Source organism: Streptomyces sp. NPDC051452 (genome assembly GCF_044454765.1).
In the GTDB taxonomy this organism is placed as follows: domain Bacteria; phylum Actinomycetota; class Actinomycetes; order Streptomycetales; family Streptomycetaceae; genus Streptomyces.
Genome location: NZ_JBITEB010000014.1, coordinates 190,293 through 204,564, shown reverse-complemented (window position 1 = coordinate 204,564; position 14,272 = coordinate 190,293). Strand labels below are relative to the sequence as shown.

At 71.7% G+C, this 14,272-nt stretch carries 12 protein-coding genes; 7 read left to right on the top strand and 5 right to left on the bottom strand.

The genetic code is table 11. The features are described 5' to 3' along the window. Positions 1–55: 55 nt before the first annotated feature. Positions 56–1,678, top strand: a complete 1,623-nt coding sequence (gene groL / locus ACIBA9_RS28395) for a chaperonin GroEL (RefSeq protein ID WP_399367342.1) — start codon at positions 56–58, stop codon at positions 1,676–1,678. Between the two features lie 189 nt (positions 1,679–1,867). Here groL and ACIBA9_RS28390 read toward each other — a convergent pair whose 3' ends face one another. Both ACIBA9_RS28390 and ACIBA9_RS28385 read right to left on the bottom strand, forming a co-directional pair. Next, positions 1,868–2,641: an SDR family NAD(P)-dependent oxidoreductase gene (locus ACIBA9_RS28390; RefSeq protein ID WP_399367340.1), complete on the bottom strand. Its 774-nt coding sequence runs from the start codon at positions 2,639–2,641 to the stop codon at positions 1,868–1,870. A 74-nt stretch (positions 2,642–2,715) separates the two neighbouring features. Next, positions 2,716–3,384 (bottom strand): MOSC domain-containing protein, encoded by a 669-nt coding sequence (locus ACIBA9_RS28385; RefSeq protein WP_399367338.1) that lies wholly within the window; start codon positions 3,382–3,384, stop codon positions 2,716–2,718. 80 nt (positions 3,385–3,464) lie between these two features. Here ACIBA9_RS28385 and ACIBA9_RS28380 point away from each other — a divergent pair, with 80 nt between their 5' ends. Beyond that, complete coding sequence (locus ACIBA9_RS28380; RefSeq protein WP_399367336.1) at positions 3,465–4,373, top strand: LysR family transcriptional regulator; 909 nt, start codon at positions 3,465–3,467, stop codon at positions 4,371–4,373. A 107-nt stretch (positions 4,374–4,480) separates the two neighbouring features. Here the strand turns inward: ACIBA9_RS28380 and ACIBA9_RS28375 are convergent, their stop codons facing one another. Then, positions 4,481–4,810: a WhiB family transcriptional regulator gene (locus ACIBA9_RS28375; protein WP_362150562.1), complete on the bottom strand. Its 330-nt coding sequence runs from the start codon at positions 4,808–4,810 to the stop codon at positions 4,481–4,483. Positions 4,811–5,191: 381 nt separating this feature from the next. On the opposite strand from ACIBA9_RS28375, the gene ACIBA9_RS28370 reads away from it, so the two are divergent. From ACIBA9_RS28370 to ACIBA9_RS28355, 4 genes are all read left to right on the top strand, one after another. Continuing rightward, positions 5,192–5,803, top strand: a complete 612-nt coding sequence (locus tag ACIBA9_RS28370) for a response regulator transcription factor (protein ID WP_003948568.1) — start codon at positions 5,192–5,194, stop codon at positions 5,801–5,803. Positions 5,804–6,539: 736 nt separating this feature from the next. Continuing rightward, positions 6,540–7,127: a sigma-70 family RNA polymerase sigma factor gene (locus ACIBA9_RS28365; protein ID WP_362150564.1), complete on the top strand. Its 588-nt coding sequence runs from the start codon at positions 6,540–6,542 to the stop codon at positions 7,125–7,127. Positions 7,128–7,373: 246 nt separating this feature from the next. Then, complete coding sequence (gene guaB, locus ACIBA9_RS28360; protein ID WP_362150567.1) at positions 7,374–8,882, top strand: IMP dehydrogenase; 1,509 nt, start codon at positions 7,374–7,376, stop codon at positions 8,880–8,882. A gap of 116 nt (positions 8,883–8,998) precedes the next feature. Beyond that, the gene (locus tag ACIBA9_RS28355) at positions 8,999–10,123 is read left to right on the top strand and encodes a GuaB3 family IMP dehydrogenase-related protein (RefSeq protein ID WP_362150569.1); all 1,125 of its coding nucleotides are present in this window, start codon (positions 8,999–9,001) and stop codon (positions 10,121–10,123) included. Between the two features lie 70 nt (positions 10,124–10,193). Here the strand turns inward: ACIBA9_RS28355 and ACIBA9_RS28350 are convergent, their stop codons facing one another. Both ACIBA9_RS28350 and ACIBA9_RS28345 read right to left on the bottom strand, forming a co-directional pair. Further along, positions 10,194–10,745 carry a hypothetical protein gene (locus ACIBA9_RS28350; protein ID WP_399367333.1) on the bottom strand — a complete coding sequence of 184 codons (552 nt, stop codon included), beginning with the start codon at positions 10,743–10,745 and terminating at the stop codon, positions 10,194–10,196. A 269-nt stretch (positions 10,746–11,014) separates the two neighbouring features. Next, the gene (locus tag ACIBA9_RS28345; protein ID WP_399367331.1) at positions 11,015–12,223 is read right to left on the bottom strand and encodes a nucleotide sugar dehydrogenase; all 1,209 of its coding nucleotides are present in this window, start codon (positions 12,221–12,223) and stop codon (positions 11,015–11,017) included. A 281-nt stretch (positions 12,224–12,504) separates the two neighbouring features. Here ACIBA9_RS28345 and ACIBA9_RS28340 point away from each other — a divergent pair, with 281 nt between their 5' ends. Continuing rightward, positions 12,505–14,214, top strand: coding sequence for a glycerol-3-phosphate dehydrogenase/oxidase (locus ACIBA9_RS28340; protein WP_399367329.1), 1,710 nt, complete (start codon positions 12,505–12,507; stop codon positions 14,212–14,214). Positions 14,215–14,272: the final 58 nt, after the last annotated feature.

The following is a 14,272-nucleotide window of genomic DNA, read 5'->3' as shown; positions in this document are numbered from 1 at the left end:
CGTCCGGGGCGCAGTGTCTTTTTACCCCTACATTCCCGAGAGGGCTCCCGCTGTCATGGCGAAGATCCTGAAGTTCGACGAGGACGCCCGTCGCGCCCTCGAGCGCGGCGTCAACAAGCTGGCCGACACGGTGAAGGTGACGATCGGCCCCCGCGGCCGCAACGTCGTCATCGACAAGAAGTTCGGCGCCCCGACCATCACCAACGACGGTGTCACGATCGCCCGCGAGGTCGAGATCGAGGACCCGTTCGAGAACCTCGGCGCCCAGCTGGTGAAGGAGGTGGCCACCAAGACCAACGACATCGCTGGTGACGGCACCACCACCGCCACCGTGCTGGCCCAGGCGCTGGTCCGCGAGGGCCTGCGCAACGTCGCCGCCGGCGCCTCCCCGGCCGCCCTGAAGAAGGGCATCGACGCCGCCGTCAAGGCCGTCTGCGAGGAGCTGCTCGCCACGGCCCGCCCGATCGACGAGAAGTCCGACATCGCCGCCGTGGCCGCGCTGTCCGCCCAGGACCAGCAGGTCGGCGAGCTGATCGCCGAGGCGATGGACAAGGTCGGCAAGGACGGTGTCATCACCGTCGAGGAGTCCAACACCTTCGGTCTGGAGCTGGACTTCACCGAGGGCATGGCCTTCGACAAGGGCTACCTGTCGCCCTACTTCGTCACCGACCAGGAGCGTATGGAGGCCGTCCTCGACGACCCGTACATCCTGATCACCCAGGGCAAGATCAGCGCGATCGCCGACCTGCTGCCGCTGCTGGAGAAGGTCATCCAGGCGGGTGCGTCCAAGCCGCTGCTGATCATCGCCGAGGACGTCGAGGGCGAGGCCCTGTCGACCCTGGTCGTCAACAAGATCCGCGGCACCTTCAACGCCGTCGCGGTGAAGGCCCCCGGCTTCGGCGACCGCCGCAAGGCGATGCTGGAGGACATGGCGGTCCTCACCGGCGCCACGGTCATCTCCGAGGAGGTCGGCCTCAAGCTCGACCAGGTCGGTCTCGACGTGCTGGGCTCCGCCCGCCGCGTCACCGTCACCAAGGACGACACCACGATCGTGGACGGCGCCGGCGACTCCGCGGCCGTCCAGGGCCGCATCGCCCAGATCAAGGCCGAGATCGAGAACACGGACTCCGACTGGGACCGCGAGAAGCTCCAGGAGCGCCTCGCGAAGCTGGCCGGCGGCGTGTGCGTGATCAAGGTCGGCGCCGCCACCGAGGTGGAGCTGAAGGAGAAGAAGCACCGTCTGGAGGACGCCATCTCCGCGACCCGCGCCGCGGTCGAGGAGGGCATCGTCTCCGGTGGTGGCTCCGCCCTGGTGCACGCCTCCAAGGTCCTCGAGGGCAACCTCGACAAGACCGGCGACGAGGCCACCGGTGTCGCGGTCGTCCGCAACGCCGCGGTCGAGCCGCTGCGCTGGATCGGCGAGAACGCCGGCCAGGAGGGCTACGTCATCGTGTCCAAGGTCAAGGACCTGGACAAGGGGCAGGGCTACAACGCCGCCACCGGCGAGTACGGCGACCTGATCAAGGCCGGCGTCATCGACCCGGTCAAGGTCACCCGCTCGGCCCTGGAGAACGCCGCCTCCATCGCCTCCCTGCTGCTCACGACCGAGACCCTGGTCGTCGAGAAGAAGGAAGAGGAGCCGGCGGACGCGGGCCACGGCCACGGCCACTCCCACTGAGCCGAACGCTCCCGAGCGAAGGCCCGACACCGCCCCGGTGCCGGGCCTTCGCCCTGTCCGCGAGCGCCCGTTCGCGCCGCGACACCGCCCGGACCGGCGCCGCCCGGTGACCCCCGCGCGAGGCGGGGCCGCCTCCGGGACGGCCGCCCTCCGCTCGGGCGGCGCCCCCCCGCCGCCCGGCCGGCGCCGCTACTGGGGGCCGTACTTGCGGCCGGTCCTGGAGGAGAGACCGCCCATCAGCCCCCGGGGCGTCACCTTCACCAGGCCCATCAGCGCCTTGTAGCGCGGGTCGGGGACGGACAGGGACTTGCCGCGCGCCAGATCGGCCAGCGCCGCCGCGACCAGCTTGTCGGCGTCCAGCCACATCCACCCGGGGATGTTGTCCGTGCCCATCCCGGCCCGCTCGTGGAACTCGGTGCGCACGAAACCCGGGCACAGCGCCATCAGCCGCACCCCGGTGCCCGCCAGGTCCTTCGCCGCGCCCTGCGTGAACTGCACGACCCACGCCTTGGACGCGCCATAGGTGCCCCGGGGCACGAAGGCGGCCACCGAGGCGACGTTGACCACCCCGCCCCGCCCGCGCTCGCGCATCGCGGCGGTCGCCGCCGACGTCAGCCGGAGCACCGCCTCGCAGTGCACCTTGAGCATCTTCAGCTCATCCGGCATCGGTACGTCCAGATAGCGGCCCTTGTTGCCGAAACCGGCGTTGTTGACCAGCAGGTCGACCGGCCTCCTCCGGTCACCGAGCCGGTCGGCCACCGCCTCGATGCCCTTGTCCTCGGACAGGTCGGCGGTCAGCACCTCCACCTCGATGCCGTGCCGGTCGTGCAGTTCGGTCGCCTGCTCGCGCAGCCGCTTGGTGTCGCGCGCCACCAGGACGAGGTCGTGTCCGTCCGCCGCCAGCCGCCGCGCGAACGCGGCGCCGATCCCCGCGGTCGATCCCGTAATCAGAGCCGTTGTCATGGCCCAAGGGTAGTGACCCGGGCCGACGGCGCACCGCCCGCGCCGACCGCCGTCACGGCCGCGCCGACGCCCGCTCAGGCCCCGTACATCTCCACGTACTTGCGGGCCGCCGCCAGTGTCTCCGCGTGCAACGCGTCGCCCGCCGCCAGCAGCCGCGGCAACTGCTCCCGCTCGGTGGTGACCGCGCGGAACTGCATCGCCGCCGTCACCCCGTGCTCCGGCCGGTGCACGATCTCGACCGGATCGCCCGTCCGGATCTCGCCCGGTTCGATCACCCGGAGGTAGGCGCCGGTCACGCCCTTCCGGGTGAACCTCTTCACCCATCCCCGCTCGCCCAGATGGCCCTGGAACGTACGGCACGGGATCCGCCCCGAGGTCACCTCCAGCACCACCTCGGGGCCGACCCGCCAGCGCTCGCCGATCAGCGCGCCGGAGACGTCCAGCCCGTCCGTCGTCAGGTTCTCCCCGAAGCAGCCGTTGGCCAGGGCGCGGCCGAGCTCGCGCTCCCACTCGTCGAGGTCCTCGCGCGCGTACGCGTAGACCGCCTGGTCGTAGCCGCCGTGGTGCCGCACGTCGCACACCGCGTCCCCGGCCAGCCCGCTCGCGCCGACGCCTCTGGGCCCCGGCGCCGTCACCCGCACCGGCCCGTCGACCGGCTTCTTGTCGATGCCGGTCACGCCCTCGGCCTGGTCCGTGTACGGCACCGGGCGCGGGCGGCCGATATTGACGGAGAGAAGCTTCATGCCCGGAACGGTACGGGAACATAATCAAAGCGTCGAGCGAATATCTGTAGACCTCTCCAAGCATCCCTTATGCTCGGGGGGTGATCGAGGCCCGACATCTCCGCGTCCTGCGCGCCGTCGCCACCACCGGTTCCTTTTCGGCGGCGGGGCGCGAACTGGGCTGCACCCAGCCCGCCGTCAGCCAGCAGATGAAGGCCCTGGAAGCCTCGGTCGGCACCCCGCTGCTGGTCCGCGCGGGCCGCGAGATGCGGCTGACCCAGGCCGGCGAAGCCCTGGTCCGGCACGCCTCCGGCATCCTCGCCGGGCTCACCGCCGCCGAGGAGGAGGTCGCCGCCATCGCGGGCCTGCGGGCCGGCCGGGTCCGGCTGGTCTCCTTCCCCAGCGGCAGCTCCACCCTGGTCCCCACGGCCCTGGCCGCCCTGCGCGCCGCCCACCCGGGCACCCGGGTCTCCCTGGAGGAGGCCGAGCCCCCGAAGTCCGTCGAGCTGCTGCGCGAGGGGGACTGCGACCTGGCCCTCGCCTTCCGCTACGAGGGCGCGGCGGTCGCCGAGGACTGGGACGACCTGGTCGTACGGCCCCTGCTGACCGACCGCCTGGTGGCGCTGGTGCCCGAGCGGCACCGGCTCGCCCGCGCCGAGAGCGTCGCCATCGGAGAACTGGCCCAGGAGCCCTGGATCGCGGGCTGCCCGCGCTGCCGAGGGCAGCTCGTGCAGGTCTGCGAAGGGGCCGGTTTCACCCCGCGCATCGACTTCGCGACCGACGACTACCCCGCGGTCGTCGGCCTGGTCGGCGCGGGTCTCGGAGTCGCCGTACTGCCGCAGCTCGCGGTGGAGTCGGTGCGGCCGAGGGGTGTACGGGCAGTGGCGCTGGAGCCGGCGGTACGGCGGGAGATCGTCGCTCTCACCCTGCCCGACCTGGCCCAGGTGCCGACCGTGGGAGCGACGCTGGAGCAGCTGGCCCGGGCGGCGCGGGCGGCCGGGCGTTCGTAGGAACGGCCTCCGAGGCGGTCACCTCAGAGTCGTGGGCACGCGCAGGGCGCGCCCAAGGGGGAGTTGCGCACCCGGGGGCCGTGGGTGCAGAAACGTTCCTTCAGTAATTAATGATCGGGGACGCCGCCCCCGCCGGTGGTCGTCGCCGACACCAGGCGGTTCCGGGCCCGTCCCATCAGCTCCTCACGCTCGTCCTCGGTCAGGCCGCCCCAGACTCCGTAGGGCTCGCGCACCGCCAACGCGTGCGCCGCGCACTCCGCACGGACCGGGCACCTCATGCAGACCTCCTTGGCCGAGTTCTCGCGAGCGCTCCGAGCCGCCCCGCGCTCGCCCTCAGGGTGAAAGAAGAGCGAGCTGTCCACGCCGCGGCAGGCAGCCAGCAGCTGCCAGTCCCACAGGTCCGCGTTCGGTCCGGGAAGGCGGGAGAAATCTGCCATTACGTGACCCCTTGTAGCCGTTCTGGGCGGATACGGTGCCATCGACCGTACATCTCCGGTCTAAGGAGATGAAAATATGACTCATTGCGAATCTAGCCCCGGACACTGCGAAACGGGAAGAAAAAGGGCTAAATGGGGCATTGGTTGTGATGAAAAGTTGAAAGTCCCACGGGCATGTCTCCACCGTGTCGAAGCCCTCACATAGAGTGCCGAAGACGGCACACGGCCCCGTAACTCTTTCGAGTGACCGTCGTTGAGAGTGCGGAGGCGGTTGAAAACACAAGCGCTCGGGCAGGCGTCCGAGACGGTCGACCGCACAGGTGACGATTCCGTACCAGCCTGGAGGCTCAAGGTGACGCGCATCAGCTGCGGAGGGCGGTCATGACATCCGTCCTCGTCTGCGACGACTCCCCGCTTGCCCGAGAGGCGCTCCGCCGCGCGGTCGCGACCGTGCCCGGCGTCGAGCGTGTGACGACGGCGGCCAACGGCGAGGAAGTCCTCCGCCGCTGGGGCGCCGACCGCTCCGACCTCATCCTGATGGATGTACGCATGCCCGGCCTGGGCGGCGTCGAGACCGTCCGCCGATTGCTCTCCGCCGACCCGGGCGCCCGCATCATCATGCTCACCGTCGCCGAGGACCTCGACGGCGTGGCCCTGGCGGTCGCCGCCGGTGCCCGGGGCTATCTGCACAAGGACGCCTCGCGCGCGGAGCTGCGGGCCACGGTGACGCAGGCGCTGGCCGACCCGACCTGGCGGCTGGCCCCCCGCCGGCTGCGCTCGGCCGAGATGGGCGCCGCACCCACGCTCACCGCGCGTGAGATCCAGGTCCTCGAGGGCATGAGCCACGGCCGCTCCAACGCCGAGATCGGTCGCGAGCTGTTCCTCTCCGAGGACACGGTCAAGACCCACGCCCGGCGCCTGTTCAAGAAGCTCGGCGCCTCCGACCGGGCCCACGCGGTGGCGCTCGGCTTCCGCTGGGGACTGGTCCGCTAGGACATGCGCAGCCCTGCGGGGCGGGCGGGACCGGACCGCGCCGGGCGGCGACCCCGGTGCCGGAAACGGTTCCGCCTTCCTCTGCGGCGGTGCCCGGACGGTGCGGCGGCGCCCGGGCGGTTCGCGTTTCGACCCGCGAGGACGCGAGGCCGCCCGGCGGCGCGGACGGGCGGTCGTGACCGGGCCGTCCCCGGCGCGCCCTCGGCAGACGCGGTACGCCGTCGGCCGAGTGGGCCGGTCCGCCCGGTCTCGTGTGAGACCGCGGGCGTGGTGCGGGCCCGCCGCACCGGCCGGACCGACCCCGGTTTCCGACGAGTCATGAGTCACGTCCAGGCCCGGAGCGCCGGGCGTCCCGTCGCGGCGCGCGGCCGCGCGGGCGGCGGTCGCGGTGTCCGGCGCGACACCGGTCAAGTCCCGGGCCCGCACCTGGTGGAGACGCCTGTGGCGGGGGCGCCGGGCGGCTGCCGGGGCGTACGCGCACCGGTCGCGCGGACGCCGGCCGCCCGACCTCGCCGGACGTGCCGGCGGCCGCTGCGCAAGGCGGCCCGCCGGACGCGTGCTGCTCGTTTCGGCGCGGATGCCGCATCCTTGAGGTGTGGAGTCTCTCGGGGACGAGTTGGTCGAGCGGAAGGGGAGGGCGCAGGGGATGAGTGCCGGCGCACCTGCTCATAACGCTTCGGTGCACAACCACCAGCACGATGCGACGGACCGGACGGCCGCAGTGCACCATGGTCCGATGCGCGACGACGAGGCGGGCAAGGCCCCTGGGGCGTTCGGCGCTCTCGTGCATCGTGCCGTCGACGGGGACGAGCAGGCCACTCACGATCTGCTCGCCCATGTCCATCCGCTGGCGCTGCGCTATTGCCGCACCCGGTTGTCCCGGCTTCCCGGTGACGCGCGCCATTTCGTCGAGGACCTCGCCCAGGAGGTCTGTGTGGCGGTCCTGCTGGCCCTGCCGCGCTACCGCGACACCGGCCGCCCCTTCGAGGCGTTCGTCTTCGCCATCGCCTCCCACAAGGTCGCCGACCTGCAACGCGCCGCCATGCGCCACCCCGGCTCCACGGCCGTCCCCTCGGACGAGATGCCGGAGCGACCGGACGACTCCCTCGGCCCCGAGGAACGCGCCCTGCTCAGCAGCGACGCCGAATGGGCCAAGAAGCTGCTGGCCAACCTCCCCGAGAACCAGCGCGAACTGCTGCTGCTGCGCATCGCCGTGGGCTTGACCGCGGAGGAGACCGGGCAGATGTTGGGAATGTCACCCGGGGCGGTACGGGTCGCGCAGCACAGGGCGCTGAGCCGCCTGCGCGCCCTCGCCGAACAGTAGGCCGGGCCGGCGCGCGGACCGCTTCCCGTCGCGACGGTGACGGGCCGCAACGGCGCAGTTCGCGGGCGCCGGGCCGGTGCCGGTCGCCCCACGGCGCCCGCGACCGCCGCGCCGCGTGAACGGGGTCGGCCGTATTTCCGTACGAACATACGAAGCCTGAAGTAGCCCGGCACCGTGGAATTTGCTGGCGATGCTTCCCGTTAGCATGGACATCCGCACCGAGCAAGGCCATTTGGGGAAGGTGTCATGACTGCCAACGTCGACGGAGTGCCCGGAAAATTCGCGACACTCGGGCTGACCTACGACGACGTGCTGCTGCTGCCGGGCTCGTCGGACATGGCACCCGACGAGATCGACACCGCCTCGTACGTCTCGAAGAACGTGCGGGTCAACATCCCGCTGCTGTCCGCCGCCATGGACAAGGTGACCGAGTCCCGCATGGCGATCGCGATGGCCCGCCAGGGCGGCGTCGGCGTGTTGCACCGCAACCTCTCCATCGAGGACCAGGCCAACCAGGTCGACCTGGTGAAGCGCTCCGAGTCCGGCATGGTCGCCGACCCCATCACCATCCACCCGGACGCCACCCTCGCCGAGGCCGACGCGCTGTGCGCCAAGTTCCGCATCAGCGGCGTCCCGGTGACCGGCGCCGACAAGAGGCTCCTCGGCATCGTCACCAACCGTGACATGGCCTTCGAGAGCGACCGAAGCCGCCGGGTGCACGAGGTCATGACCCCGATGCCGCTGGTCACGGGCAAGGTCGGCATCTCCGGCCCCGAGGCCATGGAGCTGCTGCGCAAGCACAAGATCGAGAAGCTTCCGCTGGTCGACGACGAGAACGTCCTCAAGGGCCTGATCACCGTCAAGGACTTCGTCAAGGCGGAGAAGTACCCGAACGCGGCCAAGGACGCCGAGGGCCGTCTGCTGGTCGGTGCGGCCGTCGGCGTGGCCGGTGACGCCTTCGAGCGCGCCCAGGCGCTGATCGAGGCCGGCGCCGACTTCATCGTCGTCGACACCGCGCACGGCCACTCCCGTCTGGTCGGCGACATGATCGCCAAGATCAAGTCGAACTCCTCCGGCGTCGACGTCATCGGCGGCAACATCGCCACGCGCGACGGCGCCAAGGCCCTGGTCGACGCGGGCGCCGACGGCATCAAGGTCGGTGTCGGCCCCGGTTCCATCTGCACCACCCGCGTGGTCGCCGGCGTCGGCGTCCCGCAGGTCACCGCGATCTACGAGGCCGCGCTCGCCGCCAAGGAGGCCGGCGTCCCGGTGATCGGCGACGGTGGTCTGCAGTACTCGGGCGACATCGCCAAGGCCCTGGTCGCGGGCGCCGACACGGTGATGCTCGGCTCGCTCCTCGCAGGCTGCGAGGAGTCCCCGGGCGAGCTGCTGTTCATCAACGGCAAGCAGTTCAAGTCCTACCGCGGCATGGGCTCGCTCGGTGCCATGCAGACCCGCGGCGACCGCCGGTCGTTCTCCAAGGACCGCTACTTCCAGGAGGGCGTCGCCTCCGACGAGCAGCTGATCCCCGAGGGCATCGAGGGCCAGGTGCCCTACCGCGGCCCGCTGTCCTCCGTGGTCCACCAGCTGGTCGGCGGTCTGCGTCAGTCGATGTTCTACGTCGGCGGCTCGACGGTGCCCGCCCTCCAGGCCAACGGCCGCTTCGTGCGCATCACCTCGGCGGGTCTGAAGGAGAGCCACCCGCACGACATCCAGATGACGGTCGAGGCGCCGAACTACAGCAGCAAGAAGTGACGCACGCGCACGCGTGACGGCCCTGCCACGGCGGTCCCGGGACATCCGGGGCCGCCGTCGTCGCGCCCGTCGGCGATACTGGAAGGCGCTGCAACGCATAGGGAAAGGCCACAGACGTGACTGAGATCGAGATCGGGCGCGGCAAGCGCGGCCGCCGGGCGTACGCCTTCGACGACATCGCCGTCGTCCCCAGCCGCCGTACGCGGGACCCGAAGGAGGTCTCGATCGCCTGGCAGATCGACGCCTACCGCTTCGAGCTGCCCTTCCTGGCCGCTCCGATGGACTCCGTCGTCTCCCCGGCCACCGCCATCCGCATCGGCGAGCTGGGCGGCCTCGGCGTGCTCAACCTCGAAGGCCTGTGGACGCGGTACGAGGACCCGCAGCCGCTGCTCGACGAGATCGCCGAACTGCCGTCCGAGGCGGCGACCCGGCGGCTGCAGGAGATCTACTCCGCCCCCATCAAGGAGGAGCTGATCGGCGCCCGCATCAAGGAGGTGCGCGACTCCGGCGTGGTCACGGCGGCCGCGCTCTCCCCGCAGCGCACCGCGCAGTTCTCCAAGGCGGTCGTCGACGCCGGCGTGGACATCTTCGTCATCCGCGGTACGACGGTCTCGGCGGAGCACGTCTCGTCCTCGCACGAGCCGCTGAACCTGAAGCAGTTCATCTACGAGCTGGACGTCCCGGTCATCGTCGGCGGCTGCGCCACGTACACCGCCGCCCTGCACCTGATGCGCACCGGCGCGGCCGGCGTCCTCGTCGGCTTCGGCGGCGGCGCCGCGCACACCACCCGCAACGTGCTGGGCATCCAGGTCCCGATGGCCACGGCCGTCGCCGACGTGGCCGCGGCCCGCCGTGACTACATGGACGAGTCCGGCGGCCGGTACGTGCACGTGATCGCCGACGGCGGTGTCGGCTGGTCCGGCGACCTGCCCAAGGCGATCGCCTGCGGCGCCGACGCGGTCATGATGGGCTCCCCGCTCGCCCGTGGCACCGACGCCCCCGGCAAGGGCCACCACTGGGGCATGGAGGCGGTCAACGAGGAGCTGCCCCGCGGCAAGAAGGTCGACCTCGGCACGGTCGGCACGCTCGAGGAGATCCTCACCGGCCCGTCCCACACCCCCGACGGCTCGATGAACGTCTTCGGCGCCCTGCGCCGGGCGATGGCCACGACCGGCTACAGCGAACTCAAGGAGTTCCAGCGGGTCGAGGTGACGGTCGCGGACAGCCAGCACCGGCGCTGACCCCTCCCACGACGCGCGAGGGCCCGGTCACCACGGCGGTGACCGGGCCCTTTCCCGTGTGGGCGCGTCGCTACCGGGCGGCCTTCCTGGCGCCGGAGAACGCGGCGAGCGCGGCGATGACGAAGAAGACGAAGGTCATCGGGTCGGCGTCCTCCTTCCAGACGTCCTGGACCGTGCCGAGGTGCTGGAAGAACACCTCGTTGAAGCCCAGGTGGAAGTGATCGGCGATGATCATGGCCTCGCCGACCAGCTGACCGAGGTAGACCGAGCCGAGCGCGAGGACGGCGCCGACGACCGCGAGGGCGGGATTGCGGCCGCCCGCCTTGCCGGCCGCGAGACCGATGACGAAGCCGACGCCGACCGCCGCCCAGCCGATCTCGTGCTTGGTGGCGCCGATGACGAGGCCGTAGAGGGCGCCGACCACCACGGCGGCCGCGACCGCGGCGAGCAGACCGAGGACGAGGTTGTTCCGCACCGGCGGGGGCGGGACGGGCGGCGCGAAGGCGCCCGGCTGTGCGGGGTGGGGCACCCCCGGCGCGGCGGCCGGCGCCTGCTGGGCGTACGGGTTGCCGTCGACCGGACCGGACTGCGGCGGCTGAGGCGGTGGAGCTGACTGGCTCATGACAGGAATTCCCCCGAGGTGGAGCACGGCTGAAGACGAGAACGGAAAGACCCGCACGCACACGGGGGCGGCGAGTCCGGGGGAGACTAACAGCCGGGTACGACAGCGCCACGCCGGTTTTCTGCGCCCGTGACCGCTTTCCGCGTACGACCGTTCTCGGATCGTGACCGCGTGTCGTGACCGCGTGTCGTGACCGCGTGTCGTGGCGGCATGTCGTGAGCGCGGGGCCGGGAGCCGTCGCCGCGCGTGGGTGAGCCGGTGTGCCGCACCTACAGCCGGTGTGCGGCCCCCGTCGGCGTCGCCCCCCGCGTGTCCAGCAGCAGCTGGGCCTTCACCGACAGGCCCTGGAGGTCGTACGTGCGGTGCTGCTGGAGCAGGATCGTCAGGTCGGCGTCGGCGGCCGCCTCGTACAGGGAGTCCGCGCGCGGGACCGGGCGGTCCAGGACGTTCCAGGCGGGCACGTACGGGTCGTGGTAGCTCACGGTGGCGCCCAGTTCCATCAGCCGGATGGCGAGTTCCTGCGCGGGCGTGCCCTGCTGGTCGGCGAGGTCGGCCTTGTAGGTGACGCCGAGGAGCAGGACGCGGGCGCCGCGGGCGGACTTGCCGTGCTCGTTGAGCAGCGTGGCGGCGCGCTGGACGACATAGCGGGGCATGCGGTGGTTGACCTGCTGGGCCAGCTCCACGATGCGCAGGGTGCGGGTGGCGTGTCCGGTCATGTCCTGTGGGACGGCGTGACCGCCGACGCCCGGGCCCGGCCGGAACGCCTGGAAGCCGAAGGGCTTGGTCTCCGCGCAGCGGATGACGTCCCACAGGTCCACGCCCAGCTCGTGACAGAGGACGGCCATCTCGTTGACCAGCGCGATGTTGACGTGCCGGAAGTTCGTCTCCAGCAGCTGCACCGCCTCCGCCTCGCGCAGCCCACGCGCGCGTACCACCTTGTCGGTGAGCCGTCCGTAGAACGCGGCGGCCGACTCGGTGCACGCGGGGGTGAGACCGCCGATGACCTTGGGGGTGTTGGCCGGGGTGTGGTCGCGGTTGCCGGGGTCGACCCGGCTGGGGGAGTAGGCGAGGTGGAAGTCGCGGCCCGCCCGCAGCCCCGAGCCCTCCTCCAGCAGGGGCCGCAGGAACTCCTCCGTCGTGCCGGGCAGCACGGGTGACTCCAGGATGACCGTGGTGTGCGGGCGGAGCCGCTCGGCCAGCGCGCGGGCGGCGGCCTCCACCTGGCCGAGGTCGAGTGTGCCGTCGGCGCCGCGCGGGGTCGGCGCGCAGATCACCGCGGTGCGCACCCGGCCGAGTTGGGCCGGGTCGGTGCCGGGCCGGAAACCCGCGGCGTGCATCCGGCGCAGCTCGGCGGGGCTGAGCGAGCCCACCTCGGGACCGGTGGCGTAGCCGACGGTGTGGATGCCTGCGGCGACGGCAGCCTGGGCGAGCGGCAAGCCGTAGGGGCCGAGTCCGATGACGGCGAGGTCTGCGGGCATGCGTGGGCCGTCCTTCCCAGTAGCCGAAGCGGGACAGGTGCGCAACCGCTGTGCACAGGATGAGCGAGTGCGATGTCAGACTAGGTACAAATATGACCGTTATGTGTGATTGTGTTCGTGTGTCTTCCAAGGGTTGTGCGGCGAGTTGTCCACAGGGTGGGAGCCCGTGGTGGCTGAAGTCGGCCGACCCCGTCAGAATTTGGGCATGAGGAGGGGATGAACCGGGCTTCGCCCACCGGGTGCGGCCGACGCGAGCGGGTCTGCGACAGCGGGAGGCAGCGGTGAGGACAGCGACTCTGGGGCCGGAGCAGCGCGCCGAGGCACTGGCGGCGATGGCCGAGCGTGAACTGGACGTGCTGGTGGTCGGCGGCGGAGTGGTCGGAGCCGGCACCGCGCTGGACGCGGTCACCCGCGGTCTGTCCACCGGTCTGGTCGAGGCCCGTGACTGGGCGTCCGGCACCTCCAGCCGGTCCAGCAAGCTCATCCACGGTGGCCTGCGCTATCTGGAGATGCTCGACTTCGCGCTGGTCCGCGAGGCCCTCAAGGAGCGCGGCCTGCTCCTGGAGCGGCTCGCCCCGCACCTGGTCAAGCCGGTCGCCTTCCTCTACCCGCTGGAGCACAAGGGCTGGGAGCGGCTGTACGCGGGCTCGGGCGTCGCGCTGTACGACGCGATGTCCATGGCCCGCGGCCACGGCCGGGGACTGCCCATGCACCGCCATCTCTCCCGCCGCCACGCCCTGCGCGTGGCCCCCTGCCTGCGCAAGGACGCCCTCGTCGGCGCCCTGCAGTACTACGACGCCCAGGTGGACGACGCCCGCTTCGTCGCCACCCTGGTGCGCACGGCGGCGTCCTACGGCGCGAAGGTGGCCAACCGCGCGCGTGTCACGGGGTTTCTGCGCGAGGGCGAGCGGGTCGTAGGCGCCCGGGTGCAGGACGTGGAGGGCGGCGGGGAGTACGAGGTCCGGGCCCAGCAGGTCGTCAACGCCACCGGCGTGTGGACCGACGACACACAGGCCATGGTGGGCGAGCGCGGCCAGTTCCACGTCCGCGCCTCCAAGGGCATCCACCTGGTCGTACCGAAGGACCGCATCCACTCCACCACCGGCCTGATCCTGCGCACCGAGAAGTCCGTCCTGTTCGTCATCCCCTGGGGCCGGCACTGGATCATCGGCACCACGGACACCGAGTGGGACCTGGACAAGGCCCACCCCGCCGCGTCCAGCGCCGACATCGACTACCTGCTGGAGCACGTCAACTCGGTGCTCTCCGTGCCGCTGAGCCGCGACGACGTGCAGGGGGTGTACGCGGGCCTGCGGCCGCTGCTGGCCGGCGAGTCCGACGCCACCAGCAAGCTCTCCCGCGAGCACACGGTCGCCCATCCGGCGCCGGGGCTGGTGGTCGTGGCCGGCGGCAAGTACACGACCTACCGGGTGATGGCGAAGGACGCCGTCGACGAGGCGGTGCACGGACTCGACATGCGCGTCGCCGACTGCGTGACGGAGGAGACCCCGCTGCTCGGCGCCGAGGGCTACCAGGCGCTGTGGAACGCGCGCGCCCGCATAGCCGCCCGCACCGGACTGCACGTCGTCCGGGTGGAACACCTCCTGAACCGGTACGGCTCGATGGCCGACCAGGTCCTGGACCTGATCGCCGCCGACCCCACCCTCGGCGAGCCGCTGCACGCGGCCGACGACTATCTGCGCGCCGAAGTGGTCTACGCCGCCTCGCACGAGGGCGCCCGGCACCTGGACGACGTCCTCACCCGCCGCACTCGCATCTCCATAGAAACCTTCGACCGGGGTACTCGCAGCGCCAGGGAGGCGGCCGAGCTGATGGCGCCGGTCCTCGGCTGGGACCAGGACCAGATCGATCGCGAGGTCGCCCACTACGACAAGCGCGTGGAGGCCGAGCGGGAGTCCCAGCTCCAGCCGGACGATCTGACGGCCGACGCGGCGCGGCTGGGAGCGCCGGACATCGTGCCGCTCACCTGACGGGGGGTGATGCCTGAAGTGGGGTCAGGGGCGTGATGGGGCGGACGGTTTCGGTGAG